General features: G+C 38.9%; 13 protein-coding genes and 4 pseudogenes. 11 read left to right on the top strand and 6 right to left on the bottom strand.

Features of this window, described 5'->3' with window-relative positions; all coding sequences use genetic code 11:
• Positions 1-482: 482 nt before the first annotated feature.
• The 5 genes and pseudogenes from LNM86_RS12295 to LNM86_RS12275 all read right to left on the bottom strand — a co-directional run bounded on the left by LNM86_RS12295 (position 483) and on the right by LNM86_RS12275 (position 9,948).
• Positions 483-5,450, bottom strand: coding sequence for a DEAD/DEAH box helicase (locus LNM86_RS12295; RefSeq protein ID WP_241437893.1), 4,968 nt, complete (start codon positions 5,448-5,450; stop codon positions 483-485).
• 575 nt (positions 5,451-6,025) lie between these two features.
• Positions 6,026-7,627, bottom strand: a complete 1,602-nt coding sequence (locus LNM86_RS12290) for a YfjI family protein (protein WP_241437892.1) — start codon at positions 7,625-7,627, stop codon at positions 6,026-6,028.
• 70 nt (positions 7,628-7,697) lie between these two features.
• A pseudogene (locus LNM86_RS12285) lies at positions 7,698-8,256 on the bottom strand (DUF7146 domain-containing protein); the annotation flags it as partial.
• A gap of 100 nt (positions 8,257-8,356) precedes the next feature.
• Positions 8,357-8,563: a helix-turn-helix transcriptional regulator gene (locus LNM86_RS12280; protein WP_241437891.1), complete on the bottom strand. Its 207-nt coding sequence runs from the start codon at positions 8,561-8,563 to the stop codon at positions 8,357-8,359.
• A 218-nt stretch (positions 8,564-8,781) separates the two neighbouring features.
• Positions 8,782-9,948, bottom strand: a complete 1,167-nt coding sequence (locus LNM86_RS12275; protein WP_241437890.1) for a tyrosine-type recombinase/integrase — start codon at positions 9,946-9,948, stop codon at positions 8,782-8,784.
• Positions 9,949-10,146: 198 nt separating this feature from the next.
• Between LNM86_RS12275 and LNM86_RS13045 the strand changes: the two are divergent.
• The 6 genes and pseudogenes from LNM86_RS13045 to LNM86_RS12250 all read left to right on the top strand — a co-directional run.
• Positions 10,147-10,254 (top strand): annotated as a pseudogene (locus LNM86_RS13045) (tyrosine-type recombinase/integrase); the annotation flags it as partial.
• 335 nt (positions 10,255-10,589) lie between these two features.
• The gene (gene gyrB / locus LNM86_RS12270; RefSeq protein ID WP_241437889.1) at positions 10,590-13,022 is read left to right on the top strand and encodes a DNA topoisomerase (ATP-hydrolyzing) subunit B; all 2,433 of its coding nucleotides are present in this window, start codon (positions 10,590-10,592) and stop codon (positions 13,020-13,022) included.
• Between the two features lie 121 nt (positions 13,023-13,143).
• Complete coding sequence (ubiE, locus tag LNM86_RS12265) at positions 13,144-13,926, top strand: bifunctional demethylmenaquinone methyltransferase/2-methoxy-6-polyprenyl-1,4-benzoquinol methylase UbiE (RefSeq protein WP_241437888.1); 783 nt, start codon at positions 13,144-13,146, stop codon at positions 13,924-13,926.
• 2 nt (positions 13,927-13,928) lie between these two features.
• Positions 13,929-15,515 carry a 2-polyprenylphenol 6-hydroxylase gene (ubiB, locus tag LNM86_RS12260; protein ID WP_241437887.1) on the top strand — a complete coding sequence of 529 codons (1,587 nt, stop codon included), beginning with the start codon at positions 13,929-13,931 and terminating at the stop codon, positions 15,513-15,515.
• Positions 15,516-15,577: 62 nt separating this feature from the next.
• Positions 15,578-16,975 carry a bifunctional phosphopantothenoylcysteine decarboxylase/phosphopantothenate--cysteine ligase CoaBC gene (gene coaBC, locus LNM86_RS12255; RefSeq protein ID WP_241437886.1) on the top strand — a complete coding sequence of 466 codons (1,398 nt, stop codon included), beginning with the start codon at positions 15,578-15,580 and terminating at the stop codon, positions 16,973-16,975.
• A gap of 526 nt (positions 16,976-17,501) precedes the next feature.
• Positions 17,502-18,288 (top strand): annotated as a pseudogene (locus LNM86_RS12250) (tyrosine-type recombinase/integrase); the annotation flags it as partial.
• Here the strand turns inward: LNM86_RS12250 and LNM86_RS12245 are convergent.
• Positions 18,270-18,572 (bottom strand): hypothetical protein, encoded by a 303-nt coding sequence (locus LNM86_RS12245; protein WP_372712441.1) that lies wholly within the window; start codon positions 18,570-18,572, stop codon positions 18,270-18,272. The pseudogene LNM86_RS12250 and the gene LNM86_RS12245 sit on opposite strands and share 19 nt — an antisense overlap.
• Positions 18,573-19,194: 622 nt before the next feature.
• On the opposite strand from LNM86_RS12245, the gene LNM86_RS12240 reads away from it, so the two are divergent.
• The 5 genes and pseudogenes from LNM86_RS12240 to LNM86_RS12220 form a co-directional block, all read left to right on the top strand.
• Positions 19,195-19,917: a sulfate transporter family protein gene (locus tag LNM86_RS12240; RefSeq protein ID WP_241437885.1), complete on the top strand. Its 723-nt coding sequence runs from the start codon at positions 19,195-19,197 to the stop codon at positions 19,915-19,917.
• Positions 19,918-20,469: 552 nt separating this feature from the next.
• Positions 20,470-21,390, top strand: coding sequence for an acetyl-CoA carboxylase, carboxyltransferase subunit beta (gene accD, locus LNM86_RS12235; RefSeq protein ID WP_241437884.1), 921 nt, complete (start codon positions 20,470-20,472; stop codon positions 21,388-21,390).
• A gap of 4 nt (positions 21,391-21,394) precedes the next feature.
• A complete protein-coding gene (locus tag LNM86_RS12230) occupies positions 21,395-22,714 on the top strand; it encodes a bifunctional folylpolyglutamate synthase/dihydrofolate synthase (protein WP_241437883.1) in 1,320 nt (439 codons plus the stop codon).
• A 42-nt stretch (positions 22,715-22,756) separates the two neighbouring features.
• Positions 22,757-23,755: a complex I NDUFA9 subunit family protein gene (locus LNM86_RS12225; protein ID WP_241437882.1), complete on the top strand. Its 999-nt coding sequence runs from the start codon at positions 22,757-22,759 to the stop codon at positions 23,753-23,755.
• Between the two features lie 535 nt (positions 23,756-24,290).
• Positions 24,291-24,496, top strand: a pseudogene (locus LNM86_RS12220) (integrase); the annotation flags it as partial.
• Positions 24,497-24,894: the final 398 nt, after the last annotated feature.

The raw sequence follows: 24,894 nt of genomic DNA, 5'->3' as shown, positions 1-24,894 counted from the left end.
TTTTGGGGGTTTTGGGGGTTTTGGGGGTTTTGGGTGTTCTTTTGGGGGTGCATTTTAAAAAAATTTTTAGCAAAAAATAAAAAGTATTATATTTCAATAGGTTAATTTTTTATCAATTTTTAAATAACAACCAATAGTTGACTAAAATTGACAATATAGTATGTAAATACAACCAATGTTATATGTTTTGGGTGTTTTGGAGGTTTTGGGTGTGATTTATTTTTACGAAAATAAGTCATTAAAAGAGTAAAAAATAGAGAGATTCATTCTTCTCTTTAAAGAGAGCTTTTGCAAGATATGATAGCATCATTTTAGATTGCGAGTTAATCTTTTAAAGGCAATGTAAAAAATCTTATCATCTCTTTTTAGAATAGCGCATGGTAAATCATTCCTTTAAGATTATAAGTACGCAACCTAATAAGAGAGTATAGATGATGGTTATAAGATCTATACTCCTTATAAGATTGGCATGATTCATAAATCTATTCAGTTTCTCTTAATTCCAAATTTGGCAGGTTTTTAACAATTTTCATTGTTTCTAAACTTACCGTAATAACCCTTTGGAACAATTCCAATGGATAAGCAGGGTTTCCAATGGTCTCAAGAGCATAGCGATTGGCATCATTAACAATGCCACTCTTTTTATCAGTCTTTACACATTGACGCCCCATAACCCATTCAAGAGCAGATTTACCATTCACGATATACTCATAAGCTTCCTTAGGTATATCTGTTATTATGATATTGCTATTGTAAATAACTGTAGACTTATCCTTTTCCTTACTATTTTTGATTTTTGCGAATTTCATTTCTGTAACGTAATAAAACTTTTCGGGATTAGAGATCTCTGTAAGTTTTGGATTGCCTTTTTTAAAGGTCACGGGATAAGTCTCTACGGTTTCATAATTGACGTGCAAATTGCCTAATTCACGACCAGCATTAACGAATGCCCAGAAATCCTCAGCACTCTTTACGCAAGGGATGCGAGGGAGTTCTTTAGAGAGGTTATCAGCATAGCGAGCACGGTAATCTTCTGAATGCAAGAGTCCGTAAACATAATAGAAGATATCATCTTTCGTTATGGTCTCATTAGGATAAGCAGCTTTAAAATGTGCTAATCCCTCATCAGTAATGGCATCACGACGTTGTAAACCAGCAGTTTCGCTTTCTTCTGTAGAATCTGTAAATAAATGGGATTGGCTATTACTTCTATTTTTTGAAAGCGCAGTATCTTCGTAAAGGTACAATGGAAAACATTGGCTAGCACCATCCATCATGTTCAAGTCAGGTAAATTTTTATTCATCAAAACAGAAAAGCTTTTTTTCCCTCCTACGCCAGTAACTTGTATCACCCTATTATCAACTGCTTTTCCCATAGGGAATATACGGGGCATTTGATAAACCATTTCATTGAAAGCACGATTATAATAGAGCCACTGTCGTGTAAAAGGACGACATAGACTTCGAGTAAGGCATGTCTCTTCAAATTCAAAAACTTTTCTTTTTGCTAATTCTTGTTTAAGCGCACGGCTCCAACTAATTTTTTGTGTATCCGAATTGACAAAATTGTTCACAGCCTTTGCACGTGTTCTACGGTCAGTATGTGGATAGGTTTCGTTAAAACGTTCCACCTCGCTATTATAGAACGCAATCATATTACGCATATTTTTTGCTAAAATCTTACGACTTGAGTTGTATACCCAAGCATCACGACTGGTTACTATACCACAAGAGAATGTTTCAAAGATCTTTTCATTATGACCTTCCTTAACACCCATGGCTAAAAACGCTTTAAAACTTTCATCACGTTGATTTATCCAATCACCATGCTTGTCTGGTGTAATGATTTGCCAACCGCGATTACTCCGTGTAATGCCATCAATACTACTAAGGGAATCGATTATCGTAAGCTTTTCTTGCCTCGTGAGATAATCACCAATATCACGAAAGTATATTTTACCATGCTGTTGTGCATTTGGATTTTTTACGAGAATAGAGATTGCAATAGGTGCGCGTGATCCAGAACCAAAAATTTTACCTCCTTCTTTTCGAGAAAGTTCTCCAGAGGTTCGTTGATTACCCCGTAAATGGAAAATATAAAGGCTGCTAAATTCTTCAACTAAACACTTGCGTAAACCATCCATAGAATTTGCATCTATAAAACTTGCATTTGTAACAAAGCCGATAACCCCAGCATTCTCAATACGGTCACTTGCCCAACGGATGGCACGGATGTAGCTATCGTACAGAGCTTGCATACTCGTTGCTTTTGAATGAGCGGCATAAGTCTCACTGATACGTTTATCTAAGAGTGGATAAGGGGTATTTTGGGCGTTGTCATTTTCACTTTTTTGTCTCAAAGAATAAGGGGGATTACCAATAATCACTTCAATATTGAGTTTTTTCTGAAGTTCTAAATAGGCGCTGTTTTCCTCTAGTAAGCCCTTCATTAGATCTTGTTTTTCAACCCTCTGAAACGTATCAGTCAAACCAATATGCTTAAAGGGAATATAATCTCCTTTCATAAGACTATGATAGGTCGATTCAATATTAATCGCTGCTATGTAATAGGCAAGCAAGACAATCTCATTGGCATGGATATCATGACGGAATTTATATTCCATATCTTCTGGTTTTATCAGGTTGGATTGTAATAAACGCGTTATAAAGGTACCTGTTCCCGTAAAGGGGTCAAGAATAGAAACACCTCGTGATCCCAAGCTCTTGCCAAATTCTTTTTGCAACACATCATCAACAGAGCGAATAATAAAATCGACAACCTCAACAGGGGTGTAAACAATGCCAAGCCTATCTGTTGTCTTTTTAAACGCCTTGGCAAAAAAACTTTCATAAAGAGTAATGATGAGGTTTTGTCTTGCTTGCGGGGTGGTAATCCCAGAAGCACGTAATTTTACACTATCATAGAATTCTTTAAGTTCTTTTGACTCTTCTTCAATATTGGTCTCATCCAACACAGCTAAGATCTTTTCCATCGCTTGCGAGATGGTATTGTTTTGAACAAATTGATTGCCATCAAACAAAGCTTCAAACACAGGACGCGTCACAAGATGCTGTGCGAGCATCTCAATGGCTTCTTCTTGCTTGATATCACTGTTTAAATTGTTCTTTAGTTCGAGATAAAAGCTCTCAAAAGCATGAAAGGCTTCACTCTTTTCATCAGCAAGCATGTTTTGCAGGCGGTTGATATGGTTTTGTGCAATCTCAGCAACATTGCCAGCCCAGTTTTCCCAATAATCCGTAATGGCAAATTTCTTCGTTAGAAGGGTTATCAGAGCATTACGGAACTCTTTAAAAAAGGGTAATCTTGTTTGTACTCCAACACTTTGAGCAGGTTCATAGGCGGGTTTTCCTATCTTCAATCCCACACTTTCTGATTTTTCATAGATTGAGATTTTATCCTCAACCGCAGTCATGCTGTCTAAGGCAAGAATCTCTAGGGTATGACTTACATCTTGCCCTAAAATCATTTGGTTCAGGGTTATCTCAAAATTCTCATCATGGGCAAGCAAGGCATTGATGACTTGCCAGACAACCTTGTATCTCTTATTGTGTCTTAAAGCCTGTTCAGCAGAAATCCCCGCAGGAACGCCAACCGGTAGAATGATATAGCCTCTTTTTTTGCCTTTGGCACGGCGCATGATACGCCCCACCGCTTGTATCACATCGACATGGCTTTTGCGCGGGTGTAAAAACATCACCGCATCAAGAGCAGGAACATCCACACCTTCAGAGAGACAACGGACATTGCTTAACACACGACAAACATTTTCCCCCGCATCTTCCTTTAACCAATCAAGGACTTGATTACGTTTTTTAGCACTTTGTTTTCCGTCAATATGTTCAAACTTACAATGAAGAGGGGAGGTCTTTTTATAGCTTTCATAAAGAGTCCGTAATTCAGACTGAATTTCTTCAGAATTGAAGGTATCACGAATGCGTTCAGAGGTTTTAATATCTTTACAAAAAGCCAATGCCCTCCGCATGGGGTTAGGGTCATCACTTAAATCAACCTTCAAATCGATTTTACTCAGAGCTTGATAACAGCCTACGATTTTGGTCTTATCATCAAGGATAAGTTCATAATTATCATCGGTCATAAGATGTTGAATGGATTGAGCCACTGCTTCTTCATTCACACCCAAGACAATAATCTTATAAGGTGCTAACAGGTTATTCTGAACGGCTTTTGAGAAGGTATAAGTGTAAAGGGTTTTTCCATAAAGATCTTCATCATCCATGGATGCTAACACAGCATTAATTTCATTGGCTTGTTTTTTGGCATTATCAGCAAAGATCTTTGGTGTTGCTGTCATATAGAGACGTTTTTTGCCCTGAACAATGCTGTTATCATGAACCTTAACAAACTCTGATTCACTGTTGTCTGTACCCAATACAGCGCCCGTTGTCCTATGGGCTTCATCGCAAATGATTAGATCAAATTCAGGTAAATCATAGTTCTTTTGTGCATCGGATATCACTTGGATGGAATGATAAGTCGAAAACACCACAGTCATCACATCAGATGAAATTTTATTGGCTTTGCTAGCAAGCTCTTTTGCATCTGTTGTAGCAGGTAGGACAAGATCAGATGCGTTAAAATCAGCAGCATCCTCTTGGTTTTTACGCCGCTTGCCAACTTGTGTATCAGAACACACCGCAAAGGAACGCAACGGAACTTGTGTATCGCTTGTCCATTCTCTGATGGTTTGTGACATAAGAGCAAGAGAAGGTACCAAAAACAAAACACGCTTGCCTTGACCAGCAAGAGTTTCTGCTATCTTAAGACTTGTAAATGTTTTACCTGTTCCACAAGCCATAATCAGCTTGCCACGGTCTGCTTCTTTTAAACCCTCACAAACAGCGTCCAGTGCTTCTATCTGATGATCTAAAAGCTTTTTCTTCTTTTGCTCTTTAAGAACAACATCCCCTTTTTCTTCAAAGGCACTCCAATCGATTTGACTGTTTTCGAGATCAAACAGATTAATCTGTTGAATACGGATTTCTTGTCCTTCACAGGTATGAGAAGCATTATCACTCCAATCACTTTCAGTGCTGTCAATAAGAATGCGACGGGAGAAGATCTTTTTTCCAGAGGCAGCAATAAAGCTATCAATATCTTCTTTTTTAATGCAATAAGAGGCGTCATAGCATTTGCATTGGATGGCAGCATAGCTTTCCTGATCACGGATTTTAGCAACCAAATCAATTCCAATATCACGACCATCTTCCCCACGCTCTTTAGCCCAATCGCAATAGGTTTGAACCTTTTCGTATTCTTGGCATTGCAGCGGGTCATGGGTCAAATAAGCCATGACAAGGTTTTCGAAAAGAGTTCCTAATTCACGGGGCGATTGTGCTTTATTACGATAAGATTGTAAGAGAGAGCGTAAAGAGGATTGTTTATTATCAGAATTGATGGATTGAAGCATTATAGAGAAACTCCATAGTCTTATGACATTTATCAATTAACTTCGAAAGAATCGAAATGGAGTTTATTAAATACATTTAGGATAAATATCGAGTCTGAAATGGGAGAAAATCGCCAGAAAACCTATCAAATGCGTTAAAAAAATTTAACAAGTTGCAATTATAAACAGCCTATAAACAGCAAAGTATTGAAATTTACTATTCATTTTACGGAAATAAAGACAAATTCAAACCGTGTTTTAAGAGATCAAAATGATTGTTTTGAAGTGTTTTATGATCACAAAATATCATAATTGCTGTCAGTTAAATTTTTTGACAGATACTGACAGGTTTTATTCAAGTGATCCTATTAATTCTCTATACAGATCATCTTATTGGGATGGTTTTTTTGTAAAAATATCATAACATATTGAAATGTAATGTTTTTTACTTTTTGCTAAAAGGTGTTTTTTAAAATGAGGGGGGTAAATCAACCGACAACGACCGACAAGAATATGACCTGAGTTATGGTTATTCATTCAGGTCATATCTTTCTCTTTTGCCAGCACTCTTTAAAATCATCTTTTGTTCATTCGCTTTATTGCCTTGCATTCTCGTTTTTTACCAAAGGATGCCATTCATAGTAGGTACTCGATTTACTTGTCTGATGGGTTATAAACTTTTTGCGAATGTGGTTTGTATGGCATAAAAGCTCTAAAGCTTGTTTGACCGCTTCCTTGTCTTTTAAATGCGTCCAGCAGCGTCTGTAGATATCACGAGCAGTAAAAACCTCAGGTAAGCAATTACAACGTTCTATAATCAAATTTGCACGCTCCTTTACCAAGATATCGCCCGCAGTATAAAACCGTTTCGCATGGCTTAACAGATAGCTTGACCAACGCAAGGCTGTTGAGAGAGAAGGCAAAGTGATCTCAAAACGCCCATCCTCAACAAGTTCGATAATGAGGGCAAGACTTGCTATGGTTTTAGGCATTTTTAAAAGATGCGCTTGGTAAGAGACAGAAACTTTGCTTTCCTTGATTTCTTTATGATGATTTTCCCACCATTCACGAAACAATTCTTGAGCATTAGCAGCAAAGCGCATGATCCGCGGGTGCTTAGGTGATCCTAAGGGTTTGTCATAAAAAGAACGAAGCACCTTTTCATATTCTTGATAGGCTTCTTGATTGGGATTTTTATCTTTCCATTCCCACTCTTGGTTTTCATCAGGCCATACCATCATTTGAAACCGTTGCAATAAACCATCATCTCCTTTCCCAGACAGCATTGCCTGAAGTAGGGGCATAATCCTTAAAGGTTGAATCCCTCCAATGATAGAAAGCGTTGCATTGGGAATATGAAGGGTTCCACGTCCAATACGGTCATAGGTAAATTGACCATCCCCATTAAAGGTTTCCAAATAAAAAGCCCGCTCCGATTGATATTCAACCCGCTCCATATTTGCTAAAAAACCAGAAAGTTCATCACGAACTAACAGTAACCCACGTGGATTTTCTTTGAGTAATTCTCCTAGCTTTTCGACCGTTGTGTCATTGACAATAAAACGTGAATTTTCCTCATCATGCTGGTTATCTTTGGCTATGTTTTCAGCTAAAATAGAACGGGCAGCTTGGGTATCTCCATTCTTTAAAGCTTTGCCGGCTTGTTTATTCTTTTGTTTTTGGTTTAGCGCCTCAAGAGCCTGTTCAATCTCTGCTTGTTTATTCTTTTGTTGGTAAGCTTGCAAAGCTTCTGTTTGAAGATCAGCAAGGGGTTGAAGAGCGGTTTTCAAAGCCGGTGTTTTTCGTGTAGAAGGGTTACCAATAATAGCCCCCCACAGATTAGGAACAATGTACCAATTATCATGCTGTTTTGGAGCAATGCGCACGCCATTGCCAATCAGAGCAGCTAAAGCACAGATAGCAGAGACAGCCACAAAATCGAGAGGCGATTGTTGACGGTCAGCAATATCGTAAACATATCTGCTTAGTCTATAAGGCATTTGTAAAATATTAAAAGGCTCGACCGGTAAAAGAGCGGTGTTAATCGGTTTTAATTCGCCCCATCCCATTTGTTGCAAAGCCTGTTCATAAGGAATGGCTTGTAAACAGGGATGCTCCTTTAAAGAGACAGGGGTGTTATCGTTATCAGTATCATTTACAGAACTATTTTCATTGTTTTCTAGAATATGTTTTGTCATTGTTTTTCGCTTTCATAATTTAATAATAAAATGTTGAAGTCAGAGCCATGGGGGGCTTGCATCATCAAGACATTGAAGCCTTGGCGATAAGCATGGGCAGCAAGCATCCATTGTCTTGTAAAAAGGTTCTATGGATTGCAAAGGAGCCACCACCCTCAACAAGAGCAACCAACGCGGGGAATGTTTTCCCAGAGGGATGGGGGCAGTTGCTATGAAAGCGTAAACTAGGGAGGCAAGTTACAAGTGATACCACGCTTGCGTAAATAAAGCTCTGCTATGGTTCCTTTAATCGGTTGACTTTGCTTCCAAATCTTTTGAGCTTTAGCAGCTTTCTGTTTTGCCTTGTTATCTTCACAACAAAACTGTTTTGAGAGAGAAAACCTATAATCATAAGTTTTATCAAAACATGTTTGTGTATTGATAAGACCAATGTTCTTAAGAGCTTGTAAGATCTCTCTAAAAGAGCAGCCGGCATAACAATAAAGCAAGAGACGCCCATCATTTCCATTGGCAAGAGCTAAACTAGGCACTTGATCATCATGGGCAGGGCAACGGGCTAGTCCATAAGCACCATACCAGACACCCCGCAAGGCATTTGTAATGCCCCGAGCATTTATAAAATGATACATTTTTCTTGTCCTTAGACGTTGCGTCACAGGACGGTTTTTGCTATTTTCAATTTGCGATAATTTGAGAAAGCCTTGTCCGTCCTTACGTGACAAGGTTTTTTTATGCCACATCACTGAGATGTTGACGTTGCGTTTTGGCTTTTTCAATCACATTCATCAGATCCGATTTTAACCAACGTGATAAAGAACCAAATTTTAAGGGCTTTGGTAAAGCTCCATTGGTGACATGGCGACGGAATGTTGAAACGCTTATATGCAATAATTTTGCACTTTCGCGGTCTGTAAGAAGAACATCATTTTCAGTCATAACTAAATCCTTTCAATCTAAAAATAGTAACAAATCATAAGTATTTATTAACCATATTTTACTGAGATTGAAAAGTAAGTTTAATCATAAAAAACAGTACTTTATGATGTATTTTCTCATTTGATAATTTATGAGTCTTATTGAAACGGAATGAGAGAACGAAGAGAGAAAGTTATCCACAGATAATGGAATAAAAATGGGGTACAAGACCCCATCTTTTAAGATTTGCTCGTGACATAAGCCGCCCATTTATCCATATAAACACGGCGCTGTTCTAAATAATCAGTACGACGATAAGCACGCTCTACTTTACCCCCGACCACATGACCTAGAATGGTTTCAGCTACCTCAAAAGGAGCATCGGTTGTTTCTGCTAGCCAATCACGTAAACTAGACCGAAAACCATGGGGACAAGCATCAAGTCCAATTTTCTTCATATAATGTGACATGCAACTATCAGCAAGCGGACCACGACCAGTTGCAGAAAAAAAGAAATCATTACGAGAGAGAGGACGCGCTTGTTTCAAAATTTCCAATGCTTCTGATGATAAGGGCACGCGAAATTCTGTTGTAGTATCACGTCTTCCTTTCATATTTTCAGCAGGGATGGTCCAGATATCATCTTTAATCTGATCTTCACGAATATGGCGCAAAGGATAGGTACGAACCCCTGTAAGGATAAGCAAACGTAAAGCCAGTTGTGTTAGGGTTGTTGTTTGGCAAAGCGTTTTATAAAAATCCGGTATCTCTTTCCAATCCATTGCTGGTCTATTAATAACTTTATGCCGTTGTTTACCTAAGAGCGCGCGTGCTTTTTCTGTTACTTGTAAATCAACATCCAAACCCAAGGCAGCAGCATGTTTTAGACAAAGATTGAGACGAGTTAGAGCTTTATAAGCAACACCAGCTTTTGTATGCCAGATGGGAGCAAGCGTATTGCGTATATCAGTTTGCGTAATCTCTGAAATCGGCATACAACCTAATTTAGGGAGAATATGAAGGCGTAAAGATGCTAACCATTCACCATCTTTACCATCTCCTTTTAGTTCAGCTTTACGGCTTTCAAAAGCATCTAAAGCAATATCTTTTAAATAATGCAGATTATGCATTGCCTCACGCTTTTGTTTCTCACGTTCTTTAATGGGGTCACGACCCTCACGTAAAACAGAGCGCCACCCAGTTGCCAATTCACGGGCTTGTTTTAAAGAAACATCTCTTAAAGCCCCCAATCCCATTTCACGACGCCGCCCGTGGATGGTATAGCGTAAAAGCCATTGAGCGCCACCATCTTTACGCTTATGAAGTAACAAGCCAGCACCATCATTATATTTGCCAGTCCCCAATGTTGCGACAGCCCTTGCATTAAGACGATTCATTAAAGGCATTTTTCTTCCTTTCTAAACTGTTTTCTACCCACACATCAGCCCCGCTTGTGATGTGCAAGGGGATGGTTTGGTTTGATTCATCATAAACAAGATTGAAATGAGAGAATCTTAGGGTATTATGGACTCTCATTCAACATGCAAAACAATGAATTATCGTTATAAATCAATACCTTGTCCGCTAAAGAAATGTCTCTTTAAAAACAAGCCCGTGAATGTGCAACTGGGTGGTGTTCTATTTTACGTGAGGGTCGTGACCCCATTAAAGAACGTGAGAAACAAAAACGTGAGGCAATGCGTAGAAGGCATGCTTGCACAAAAAGCGTGCTTTATGCCCCCTCACGAAAAAGCACTATCATCTCACGCTTGATGTCATTGTAAAATCCAAGTGATTATTGGTTCCCATGAGAGACATGAAGCTCGGTGGCAAATAAACTTCCTGAAATCAATTTTACCTGTTTTTAGCCTCTGATATGTAATACAATGTGTTTAATCATTTTTTCCTTGTGAACCAACAGGTGTTGAATATCAATCTGATATACAGTAAATATCTGATATGGTTATTCCATAGATAACTGGACAGAATGTTAAACTTCAAAAAAGTTGGTAAATATTGTAAATCGAATAGAGGAATGGATTAACTTATGAGTGACGAAACAACCTCACCGATACAGAATGGTGATTATGATGCCGCTTCCATCAAAGTTCTCAAAGGTCTTGATGCTGTACGTAAACGTCCTGGTATGTATATTGGCGATACAGATGATGGTTCAGGCTTACACCATATGGTCTATGAGGTTGTGGACAATGCTATTGACGAAGCTTTAGCCGGTCATGCTACCCTTGTAAATGTCACTCTCCATGCTGATGGCTCTTGCTCTGTTCGCGATAATGGACGCGGAATTCCAACCGATATCCATCCGACAGAGGGCATTTCAGCAGCTGAAGTTATCATGACACAGCTCCATGCAGGGGGAAAGTTTGATCAAAACTCTTATAAAGTTTCAGGTGGGTTGCACGGCGTTGGTGTCTCTGTTGTGAATGCATTATCTGTTTGGCTCAAATTGCAGATTAAACGCAATGGTAAAATTCACCAAATGTCATTTACGCACGGCGTTGCTGATTCTCCTTTAAGCGTTATTGGCGATTGTGATGCAGAAAGTGGAACGGAAATTAGATTTTTACCAAGTTCTGAAACCTTTACAATGGTTGAATTTGATTTTGAAACTTTGGAACGTCGTTTGCGTGAACTCGCTTTTTTAAATTCTGGTATCCATATTCTTCTCGTTGACGAACGTCATGCTGACATTCAATCCGTTGAGCTTCATTATGAAGGTGGGTTAATTGAATTTGTCAAATATATTGATCAAACGAAAAAATCATTGTTGGATACCCCTATCTACATTGCCAATGAAAAGGATGGGATGAGTGTTGACGTTGCCCTATGGTGGAATGATTCCTATCATGAAAAAGTGTTATGTTTTACAAATAATATTCCTCAACGTGATGGTGGAACCCACTTAATAGGTTTCCGTAGTGCTTTAACGCGCCAAATTAATGGTTATGCTGAATCTTCAGGCATTGCAAAGAAAGAAAAAGTGAACTTAACCGGTGATGATTGTCGTGAAGGACTTACAGCTATTCTTTCGGTCAAAGTTCCTGATCCAAAATTTTCTTCTCAGACAAAAGATAAGTTGGTTTCTTCTGAAGTGCGTCCTATTGTTGAAAATTTAGTCAATGAAGGTCTTTCCGTATGGTTAGAAGAGCATCCTAATGAAGCAAAATTGCTGATTGGTAAAGTGGTAGAAGCTGCAACAGCGCGTGAAGCAGCACGTAAAGCACGTGAACTCACAAGACGAAAAGGCGCTCTTGATATCACTTCTCTACCGGGAAAGCTTGCCGATTGCCAAGAACGTGATCCAGCAAAATCAGAAATTTTTATCGTTGAGGGAGATTCTGCTGGTGGTTCAGCAAAAAGTGGACGCTCTCGTCAGAATCAAGCGATTTTGCCTTTGCGTGGTAAAATTCTCAATGTCGAGCGAGCACGTTTCGACCGGATGCTTTCATCAGATATGATTGGAACTCTTATTACTGCTCTTGGAACTTCCATTGGTAAAGATGAATTTTCACCAGATAAATTGCGTTATCATAAAATCATCATTATGACAGATGCTGATGTTGATGGTGCACATATTCGCACACTTTTGCTTACCTTCTTTTTCAGACAAATGCCTGAATTGATTGAACGGGGACATCTTTATATCGCTCAACCGCCCCTTTATAAAGTATCGCGCGGGAAATCTTCCCAATATATTAAAAATGAGACAGCATTCGAGGAATTTTTAATCAATGCTGGATTGGAAGAAGCAACTCTAGAATTGTCAACAGGTGAGATGCGCGCAGGAGCTGATTTGCGCCAACTCGCTGAAGATGCGCGTATGTTACGCCAACTTTTAAATGGTCTTCATACACGCTATGACCGCACAGTTGTAGAACAAGCAGCAATTGTTGGGGCTTTTAATCTTGAAACTTTTGCAACACCAGAAAAAGCACAAAAAACAGCCGATACAGTTGCAAAACGCCTTGATTTAATCGCTGATGATATAGAACGTGGTTGGAGCGGTCAATACAGACAAGATGGAAGTTTATGTTTTGAACGTATTTTACGTGGCGTGAAAGATGTTATTACTTTGGATGCAGGACTGATCAATTCAACGGATGCGCGTCAAATCGATCGTGTTTCTAAAAGTTTCATAGAAATATATAACCCTCCACCACTCCTACACCGCAAAGATAAATCAGAACGTATTTTGGGGCCTATGGGTTTATTGGAAAGTATTTTTACAAACGGTAAAAAAGGTATCACGCTCCAACGTTATAAAGGTCTTGGAGAAATGAATGCTGAACAGCTTTGGGAAACAACCCTTGATCCTGAAGCGCGCTCTCTTTTACAAGTTAAAATCAATGACGCAACGGATGCTGATTCACTCTTTTCTCGTTTAATGGGCGATGAAGTTGAACCGAGACGAATTTTTATTCAAGATAATGCTTTGAGCGTTGCCAATCTTGATATCTAAAGGTACTCTTTTGTTTCTAGCTGTATAAAAATAGCAGTTTTATAAGATATTTTTCGTATTTGAATATTCCTTCTATACTTCATCTACGATAAAAAAAGAAAAACGAAGGAAAGTCATGCACATGACAGCTGAAACAGAACGTGTTGGAACCAAGGGTGGTATGGAAAGCTCTTTTGGCTTTACAAAAGTTAATGAAGAGCAAAAACAATCCATGGTTGATGGTGTATTCCACTCCGTCGCTGAAAACTATGATATGATGAATGATATCTTATCATTAGGACTCCATCGAGTGTGGAAAAATTCTATGGTTGCATGGCTTTCCCCACCAGCACTTGCCAATTGGAAGGTGCTTGATGTGGCTGGAGGTACTGGTGATATCGCTTTCCGCATTCTTAATGCTTCACGCCAAAAAGCACATGCTACAGTACTTGATATTAATGGTTCAATGCTTAGTGTTGGCAAAAAACGTGCACAAAAAAATGGTCTTGCTCCTCTGATTAATTTTGTTGAAGCCAATGCTGAACAGCTGCCTTTTGAAGATCAAAGCTTCGATGCATATACTATTGCCTTTGGAATTCGCAATGTTCCACATATTGATAAAGCCCTTAGCGAAGCTTTTCGTGTTTTAAAACTCGGTGGACGCTTTTTATGTTTAGAGTTTTCAAATGTTGAAATGCCTTGGCTTGATAAACTCTATGACCTTTGGTCTTTCCATGCTATCCCTAAGCTTGGCCAAATCATTGCAAATGATGGTGATGCTTATCGTTATTTGGTTGAATCTATTCGCAAATTTCCTAAACAAGATGATTTTGCCTCTATGATCAAGCAAGCCGGTTTTTCGCGCATATCGTATCGCAATCTTACAGGTGCAATCGCAGCGCTGCATTCAGGTTGGAAAATTTAAAAATGGTGCAAATTTCTACTTATTTCCAATTGATGCGCACAGGATGGGTTTTAGCACGTGAAGGCGTTTTGAGCGCCCTACCTCACGACGATCTTCAAGGATTTCCAGCATTCTGTCATCGTATCGCAGGTATGTTAGCACGACGCAAAACCAAAAAAAAGCGAAGGTCTGAAAATCTTTCCTATGCCATTAATAAACTCGGTCCTTCTTATATAAAACTTGGTCAATTTCTTGCTACCAGACCCGATATTGTCGGACATGATATTGCAGAAGATTTGGCGCAACTACAAGATCGCGTGCAAACATTTTCTTGCGCTGCTGCTATTACTCAAATTGAAAGTTCGCTTGGCCGCTCTATCAATGATCTCTTTGTAAACTTTTATCCCCCTATTGCTGCCGCTTCTATTGCTCAAGTTCATGTAGCTGAATACGATGATGAAGCTGGTCATAGAAAAAAATGTGCTGTTAAAGTCATCCGTCCCAATATCAGAACACGTTTTGCTAGAGACCTTAGAAGCTTCTATCTCGTTGCCCATTTACAAGAGCGTTATATACCGGCTTCTCGACGGCTACGCCCTGTTTGTGTTGTTGATACTTTGGCACAAACGACACGTATCGAAATGGATTTGCGCTTAGAAGCAGCTGCCATATCAGAAATGGCTGAAAATATTCAACAGGATACAGGATTTCGCGTTCCACAAGTTGACTGGGAAAGAACAGGACGTAATGTTTTAACCATGGAATGGATTGATGGTATTAGAATATCTGAAATTTCTGCCCTCAAAGAAGCGGGTTTTGATTTGCAAGTGCTTGCAATTACGCTTATTCAATCTTTCCTTCTTCATACATTGCGTGATGGTTTTTTTCACGCAGACATGCACCCTGGTAATTTATTTGTAGATCCAAAGGGATGTATTGTTGCTGTTGATTTAGGCATTACAGGACGGCTCGGTAAAAAAGAAAAGCATTTCCTTGCCGAAATCCTTTATGGCTTTATTACCCGTGATTACCATCGAGTCGCACGTGCTCATTTTGAAGCAGGATATGTGCCCCCACACCATAATATTGAGAGCTTTGCTCAAGCAAATCGCGCTATTGGTGAACCCATTCACGGACAATCCGCGCAAAGCATTTCTATGGCAAAATTGCTTACACTGTTGTTTGAAGTCACGGAACTCTTTGATATGCAAACACGTCCTGAACTGTTATTGCTACAAAAAACTATGGTTGTCGTTGAAGGTGTAGCACGCACATTGGACCCTCATTTTAATATGTGGAAAGCCTCTGAACCGGTTGTTAGAGAGTGGATTGGTAAAAATTTAGGACCCATTGGAATTGTAAAAGACTTCAATGAAGGCTCACAAACTCTCCTTTCTCTGGCACGCAAAACACCGCAATTGATACAAAATTTCCAACGGATGGAAGAAGACCTCAACCAAATGGTAAAAACTGGATTTCATCTTTCACCGGTTACCCTTAAGCAACTGGCGCGTGAACAAAGTCGCACTAATCGTTATGGTCGTTATAGTCTGTTCATCATTGCACTCTGTTGCGTTTGCCTCACTTTTTACTTTTTTTATCTTTTCTAATCCACGCACTATGCTATAAAATATGAAATCATTGCAATCAATTTGTTTCTTGGAGGTATTTTATGGCTAGTATTACCATTCGCAACCTCTCTCCTGAAATTAAAGAAGCTTTACGCGTACGTGCCGCAAAAAATGGCATTTCTATGGAAGAAGAAGCTCGCCGTATTTTAAGTAACCCTGTCACGCAATCTGTTTTCCCCTCTCAAGCAAGTGCCATTGAAGCGCAATCATTGCAATCAAAATCATTGCTTCTTATTATTGGTGGAAGTATTGCAGCTTATAAAGCCCTTGATTTGATTCGTCGATTGCAAGAACGTGGAGCACGTTTAAACATTATTATGACAAAAGCGGCACAAAAATTTATTACGCCTCTCGCCGCCGAAGCTCTCAGTGGTCATACGGTCTATAGCGATTTATTTTCACGGGAAGAAGAGCATGATATTGGACATATTCGCTTGGCTCGTGATACTGACCTGATTATTTTAGCTCCTGCTACAGCCAATCGCATTGCCAAAATAGCCAATGGCATAGGAGATGATCTGGCTGATTGTGTGCTTTTAGCGGCACGCTGTCCACTCTTAATTGCACCAGCTATGAATCCTGCGATGTGGACCCATTCAGCCACTGTGCGTAATGTTGCAACATTACGCACAGATGGCGTTCATATCATCGGACCAGAAGTTGGCGAAATGGCTGAATGCGATGAAACAGGCTGTGGACGCATGAGTGATCCTCTCACGATTGTCGCGGCAGTAGAAACTCTTTTAGGTGTGCAAGAAAAACCCTTTGTTGGTCGCCATTTTATTGTTACTTCTGGTCCTACCCATGAACCCATTGATCCGGTACGTTATCTTGCTAATCGTTCATCTGGCAAACAAGGCCATGCCATTGCAACAACTCTTGCAAATTTGGGCGCCAAAGTGACACTTGTTTGTGGACCAGTTAATCTTGCCGCCCCACAAGGAGTCGAAACTCTTCATGTTGAAACAGCATGCCAAATGCTACAGGCTGTTCAAGATGCATTGCCTGCTGATGGTGCTATTTTTGTCGCCGCCGTTTGCGATTGGCGCAGCCAAACACAATCTATACACAAAATCAAAAAGCATGATCATCAAACACCACCATCCTTACAAATGGTTGAAAATCCTGATATTTTAGCAACAATTGGGCATGCTCCAAATCGCCCACCTCTGGTTATTGGATTTGCTGCTGAAACCTCTGACCTTATTGTCAATGCGCAAAAAAAATGTATCGAAAAAGGAGCGAATTTCATTCTTGCCAATGATGTTTCTCTTCACGCTGATGGTACAAGCGTCATGGGTTCTGACACAAATCAAGTTTGTCTTGTGAGTAAAGACACTGTTGAACAATGGCCGCGCATGAGTAAACAACAAGTCGCACAAAAATTAGCAAAGGTTATTGTGTCATTTTTTGATCCTCAGACCTCCGCTTATCGATAAAAGAAATTTTCTCTATTTCAAATAAAAATAGAAATTGCTAGAGAGCAGAGAGCAGAGAGCAGAGAGCAGAGAGCAGAGAGCAGAGAGTTGAATACCATAAAAATGCGAAACAAAAAATAAAATTTATTTACCAGACTACCTAAAAATACCTAGATAATGTTTCTCACTGAGAAATGATCTTCTTTGGACAAAAAACAATCTCCTCCTATAGAAAGAAAAACTCCTCTGATTTTAGTTTATTGTACAATGGTTAGCATGGGTGACCCTCATTGCCATGTACGTATCGCACTGCTTCACGCTTTTGTTTTTCACGTTCTTTAATGGAGTCATGCCCCTCATGCAAAACAGTACAGTACATTGATTTATAAAGATAATTTACCGTTTTTCCTGTTGAATGAGACCCCCGAATATTGTAAGATTCTCTCATCTCAAATCCTGCTTTATGTTGAATCAAATGAAACGATGTTTCTGCACATCATAAGCGGGGTTGGTGTGTGGGGAGAAAACCGTTTAAAAAGGCGCAAAAATGCCTTTAATGAATCGTCTCAATACCAGGGGCTGTTGCAACATTGGGGGGGCGGTAAAGAGTATGATGGCGCCGACTTGCACCTCCATAAGCGTCAAGATGGTGGTGCGCAATGGCTTTTACGCTATACCCCACGGGCGGCGTCGTGAAATGGGCTTGGGAGCTCTTTAAGAGATGTCTCTTTAAAACAAGCGCGTGAATGTGAAACACAATGGTTTTACATGAGGGGGCGTTCTGTTTTCCGTGAGGAGCATGATCCCATTAAAGAACGTGAGAAAAAAAGTGTGAAGCAATGCGTAATCTGCATTATTTAAAAGATATTGCCGTGGATGCTTTTGAAAGCCGTAAAGCTGAACTAAAAGGAGATAGTAAAAATAGTGATTGGTTTTCACCTTTACAACTTCATATTCTCCCTAAGTTAGGTTGTCTACCGGTTTCAGAGATTACACAAACCGATATACGCAATACACTTGCACCGATTTGGCATACAAAAGCTGCAACAGCAGAGAAAGCTCTCAATCGCCTCAATCTTTGTTTCAAACATGCTGCGGCAATGGGATTGGATGTTGATTTACAGGCTACAGAAAAAGCACGCGCGCTCCTAGGAAAACAACGCCATAAAACGCAAAATATACCGGCAATGAATTGGAAAGATATACCGGCTTTTTATAAAACACTTTGCGAAACACCAACTCTAACACAACTGGCTTTGCGTTTGCTTATACTTACTGGGGTTCGTACCTATCCTTTGCATCATATCCATAAAGATCAGGTTGATGGAGATATATAGACCATCCCTGCTGAGAATATGAAAGAACGCCACCCAGTTGCACATTCACGGGCTTGTTTTAAAAAGACATCTCTCAGTGCACCCAAACTCCATTTCACGATAGCGCCCGTGGATAGTATAGCGTAAAAGCCATTGAGTACCACCATCTTTACACTTATGAAGGTACAAGCCAGCACCATCATTATATATATTTGCCAGCCCCCAATGTTGCGACAGCCCTTGGTATTTAAACGATTTATAAGAGGCGTTTTACTCGTTCCTTTAGAGTTTTTTACCCACACGATAACCCCACTTATGACGTGCAGAAACATCGTTTTGATTGATTCAACATAAAGCAGGATTTGAAATGAGAGAATTTTACAATATTGGGGGCTCATTTAACATGCAAAACGATAAATTATCTTTATAAATCAAATATCTTGCATCGCGTCTATTGTTTATTCCTTAGCATTACAGAAAAATTCGCTCGAGATTTTCTTCCATGTATAAAAATTTTCCTCATCGCAGCCTTAAAAGATAAGAATTGTTACCCCTCAACAATCTGTTATTTTCTTGATTTCTCTCAAGAAATTTGCATCTTCTGGCTGCTTATGGGATTTACTTTATAAAATCTATGAAAAAACTCTCAATTCACTATTGTTTTCAAAACCATACTTCTATACTGAGTTAATGCAAAAGAAAATTGAAATCATACCGTGATAACACTATATTTTTTACCATAAATGAATGTGCTTTATGTTACTGTACTAAAGGAAATATTTTACAGCATTATAGGAAATATGATCTTTTGCTGTCTCTTCTTCATCAAAAAAATTGTAGAATTTATAAAAATACGTGCATATTTAAAGCGTTTTTCAAGCTCTCTTTTGTCTTCGTCGTTTTTTTCTTACTTATTGAGTTGTTATGATTTTTACCGCTGCCTATCGTGCTTTACAACGTCTTATAACCTCACCATATCGCATTATGATCTTAAAAGCATTGGGAATCACCTTTGTGGTGCTCGTCATTTTATGGTTATGTGTGCGTCAACTTTTTCTATCCTACTTTTGGCCTTTGATTGCTGATTTTCTCCCGGGATTACCCAGTTGGGCAGGATGGTTGGGATTTGGCATGCTCATTATTTTGAATCTTGGCTTGGCTTTGCTGATGGCTTTTTTGATTGCTCCAATTACCGCTATGATTGGTGGTTTTTTCATTGATTCTGCTGCTGAAATTATTGAAAAAGAAGATTATCCAAACGAGCCTATTGGACATGCTCTGCCATTTGGGCGTTCTCTCATTCTTTCCTTGAAATTTGTTCTTTTAAGCCTTTTGGGCAATGGAATCGCTTTTATTTTATTTTTTGTGCCAGGTATCAATTTGATTGCCTTTTACGTTATTAATGGCTTCCTACTTGGTCGTGAATATTTTGTGTTTGCTGCCTACCGTTTTCGCTCTGAACAAGAAGCACATGCTTTTTTACACGCTCATTACCTAACAGTTTTTGGCGCAGGGTTGTTGATCGCACTTTTTGTCTCAATTCCTATTCTTAATTTAGCATCACCGCTTTTTGCTGCCGCTTTTATGACACACCTACACAAAATGCTTTCCCAAAAAACCAATGAACATGCCACACAAAAACAATGACACGCGTTCACTTAGAATCTACAAAAATGTGTGAATAGTGAATAATAGAGAGCTTAAAATTTAAACGTTTGTTTTTACTCCTCTCATCAAAGGATACCTTTAAAAAAATCTTGCTCTCGTGCTGGCGGTTCATTAACATGATGTTATCATATCCATTGTTTTATGAATCGTTATAGTCTTATTGATATTTTAGAATGCAAGGTTTCTCTGCTGTAAAACTATTGATGCTCATGATTAAACAGATCTTCGTTTTTATCAGAGGCTAATGGGGCATTCATCAATGTAGAGAAGAGATTTTGATATCAAAGCAAGAGAAGAGTATAAGTTATTTAAAATGCTAAGAGATTTTTTGTAAGGAATACTCTTTAATGCAAATAATCACTATGACATCGGAAAGAAAAATTAAAAGACAATGGAAGGTGGGCTGTACGTATACTTGTAAAAGTATTAAAATGGTTCGTTTTTTGAGCTGTGAAGCGCATTTAATCATTTAAATCCTATCTTCTTTCAAATAGTATAAAAGTGTATAATATTCAAAGAGAGGCTATAAAGATGAACTGGATTACAAATTATGTTCGTCCTAAAATTAATTCTATATTGAGACGCCGTGAAATTCCAGATAATCTATGGATTAAAGATCCTACCACTGGTGAGATGGTTTTTCATAAAGATCTAGAGATGAATCAATATGTCGTTCCTAGTTCTGGTTATCACATGCGCATCAGTGCCAAAAATCGTCTCATGCATTTTTTTGATGATGGTGCTTATACGCCTTTGGAAAATCCAAAAGTTGTAACCGATCCTTTGAAATTTCGCGATGAAAAACGCTATATTGACCGATTAAAAGATTATCGTTCTAAACTTGGCGTTGATGACAATATTTTAAATGCACGCGGTACTATTGAGGGCTTGCCAATTATAGCGACGGTTCAAGATTTCGCCTTTATGGGGGGATCTCTCGGTATGGCTTCAGGAGAAGCTATCATCAAAGCTTTTGAGACTGCCATTGCTGAAAAATGCCCTTTAGTTCTTTTTGCTGCTTCTGGTGGTGCACGTATGCAAGAAGGAACCCTCTCACTCATGCAAATGCCCCGCACAACCGTAGCAATTGAAATGCTAAAAGAAGCAAAACTTCCCTATATTGTCGTTCTTACCAATCCTACTACCGGTGGTGTTACAGCTTCTTACGCTATGCTTGGCGATATCCACATTGCCGAACCGGGCGCTATGATTGGTTTTGCTGGACCACGTGTGATTCAACAAACCATCCGTGAGACTTTACCAGAAGGTTTTCAAAGCAGTGAATACCTACTCGAACATGGTATGATTGATATGGTTGTATCGCGTTTAGAAATGAAAGCTACCATTGCACGGCTTCTACGCTTGATGATGAAGAAATCTGCGGCTGTTCATCCTTCCAGTCCATCTCCAACAGATTCTCAAGTATCGCTTTCTAACACAGCAGCTGCGTAATCGCATGGAGAAAAGCCAAATACAAGAAATGGTGGATGATTTACTAAAAGATTATCCCAAAAAATTTGATCTCTCTTTAGAACGTATTCTTCGTCTTTTAGAGTCTCTTGGCAATCCGCATTTAAAACTTGCGCCTGTTCTTCACATTGCTGGAACAAATGGTAAAGGGTCTGCTTGTGCAATTTGTCGTGCTCTTTTAGAAAGTGCGGGCTATCGCGTTCATGTCTACAGCTCACCTCATCTTGTTCATTGGAATGAACGTTGCCGGTTAGGTCAAAAAGGGGGGGGGCAACTTGTCACAGAAAACCAATTGGCTGAGACAATTCGTGAAATTATAAAAGTAAATCGTCAAGAACCGATTACTATTTTTGAAATTTTTACAGCAGCCGCTTTTATGCTGTTTAGTACACATCCAGCTGATGTCGTAATTTTAGAAGTTGGATTAGGAGGACGGTTTGATGCTACCAACGTGATTCAAAAGCCAGCTGTATCGCTTATTATGCCCATTGATTATGATCATGAGACTTTTCTTGGAAACACAATTGCAGAAATCGCTTTTCAGAAAGGTGGGATTATCAAACCAACAGTTCCTGTCGTTATTGGTAAGCAAAATCACCAAGATACCCTTTCTGTTTTAATATCTATCGCAGATAAAAATAAGGCACCTTACTCTCTATTTGATCAAGATTATCAAAGCTATAGAGAACATGGTCGTATGGTCTTTCAACATAATCAAGGACTCATGGATCTTCCACTTCCTAATCTCATTGGCGCTCATCAAATTGCCAATGCCGGCGCTTCTCTCGAAGCTATTTATCAAGCGGGTTTTCAACTTTCAGAACAAGCAATAAGTCATGCTTTGCAAAATATTTATTGGCCCGCACGGATGCAACATCTTACCCATGGCTCTTTAGTTGATAAGCTTTCTCCCAATATCGATTTATGGTTGGATGGTGGTCATAATCCCGCTGCTGGAAAAGTTGTTGCAGAAGAACTTACTCAATGGAGAAAAAAAACAAATCGTCCCATTGTTATGATTGCTGGCATGCTTAACACGAAAGATGCTGTCGGTTATTTTCGCCCGCTTGCCAATCTCGTAGATAAAATCTATACAATTCCATTAGCAGACAGCACTGCTGGTATTTGTCCAAAAAATTTAGCAGAATCCGCGCAAAAAGTAGGGCTCTTCGCCAGCCCACAAGCCCATCTACAAGATGCTCTACAGAAAATTAATGCAGAGCATAATAATGCAATTGTCCTTATTGGTGGTTCCCTTTACCTTGCCGGTGATATTTTACGTGACAATAAAACACCACCATGTTAGAAATTGATTATTCATAGAGCTTTGAAAGATAGATCTGTAATTATGCAACTTGATTGTGCACTTTATCAACATCCTAAACTTATTACTGTTTTTGGCGGCTCTGGTTTTGTAGGGCGCCATGTTGTTGAAACCTTAACAAAACGAGGTTATCGTGTTCGTATTGCCGTTCGTCGTCCGCAAAAAGCTTATTACATGCTCCAAATAGGAGAAGTGGGGCAAACCCAAATGCTCAAAACTGATATCAAGCACCGTGGCTCTGTTGCACGAGCCTTGCTTGGAGCAGAAGGAGCCGTGTTTCTTCCTGGTAGCTTAACACAAGCAAATCAAGCAAACTTTCAAAAAACACAAATTGACGGTATACAGAATGTTTCTGAATTAACAGCTGAAGCTGGTATACCTCTCATTTATATGTCAACCCTTGTAGCAAATGAAAACGCTTCATTTCTTTATGCTCGCGTCAAATTTATGAGTGAGAAAATTGTTCAGGATAAGCATCCTCAAGCAATTATTATGCGTCCATCTGTTATCTTTGGTCCAGAAGATTGTTTCTTTAACAGCCTAGCAAACTTGTCTTGTTTTTTACCAATCATGCCTCTTTTTGGAGGAGGGCAAAGTAAATTGCAACCTGTATATGTTGGTGACGTTGCTGAATTTGTCGTGCGTGCTTTAGAAGAGCTAGCTCTTTCTGGAAGAAGTTATGATCTTGGTGGTCCTCAGATTATCACATTTCAAAATGCCCTTGAAAATATCTTAAAAATCATTCACCGTAAAAAAAGAGTCCTCTCCATGCCTCTTTCTGTCGGTCTATTTTGTGGAAATATCTTAGGAACTCTCGGTAAATTGCCCCTTGTACCAACGCTCGTGACAAATAATCAGATACGTTTCCTACAAGTGGATAACATTGTTTCTCAAGAAGCGAGAGAAAATGGATATACTTTAGAAGGTGTAGGAATTACCCCCAAAGCAATGGCTGCTCTCTTGCCAAGTTATCTCTGGAGATTTCGTCCACACGGTCAGTTTTCCAAAAATTTACTAGCCTAGCAAATATTCTTGCAAGGATGTGGCAAAAAACAAACCGCGATATTGATTTATAATCATTTATTGTTTTTTCTATTTAAAATTGCAGTACTGAAGAGAATAACATTTTTTCATTTCGACTTCTTGTGTTCAGAATCTGTAAAAATATTTATTTCTACCTCACAAGAGAAAGCATTCTGTAGCTCAAAATGGTGTGAAGAGGAGCCTAATATACCTGTTTATGAACCATTTTAATGCGAAAATGCGGACAATATTGAAATTAGGAAATGTAATTATGATTTTCACTTATCATGATAAGTATAAGAATGGTTCTTCCTATGAAGGTGCTTTCATTTACAGACAACACATTGATTTATATAGATAGTTTATTGTTTTGCATGTCGAATTAGATACCCGAATACTGTAAGATTTCCTTATTTTGAATCAAATAAAATCATGTACCTGCGCGTTATAAGCGGAACTGCTGATGTGTGGATAAAAAACGTTTAGAAAAGAATCAAAATGCCTCTATCATCTTAGATGCAAGGGCTATCACAATATTGGGGCCGGTAAAGAGTATGATGATGCCGGCTTACTTCTTCACAAGCTGAAAGATGGTGGTTCTTAATGAATTCATCAGTATACCATCTATGAGCGGCAACGTAAAAAGGGCTTGGTGCTTTAAGAGATGTTTCTTTAAAACAAGCCCGTGAATTGGCAACCCAATGGTGTTTTGTTCTTCATGAAGATCGTGACTCTGTTAAAAACCCCTTTATAGAACATAATAGAGCATGCGTTTTATGAGACCCTCTTCTTTTTTCAATCAAATGAACCCTATTTTATGAAAAAATAGCTGTATTGATGTCATTCATATATGTTATTTTTTTAGAAGATATAATCTTTAACAGCCTTTCTTCTTACGCTTCCTTCCTTATAGCTAAAACACAAATGAATACTGATAAATTTTGCTTACTCAAGGCAATTTTCTTTAAGTCTCTCTCAATTTTGTCTGGAACATCATAATTGACTTCATAAATGTGCCTTTTTGCGTAAATTTATAGAAACTTGAAAAGGATTTTTCACATAACGAAGTCATGCTATTGGCTTGCATTTTTTTTTAATTTCTCTTACCGTCTTTTTGGATTTCTTCTATCCTCTAGGAT

Origin of the sequence: Bartonella machadoae, from assembly GCF_022559585.1 — a bacterium.
Classification (GTDB): Bacteria; Pseudomonadota; Alphaproteobacteria; order Rhizobiales; family Rhizobiaceae; genus Bartonella; species Bartonella machadoae.
The sequence above is the reverse complement of the archived record's forward strand: the minus strand, read 5'-3'. Positions and strand labels throughout refer to the sequence as shown.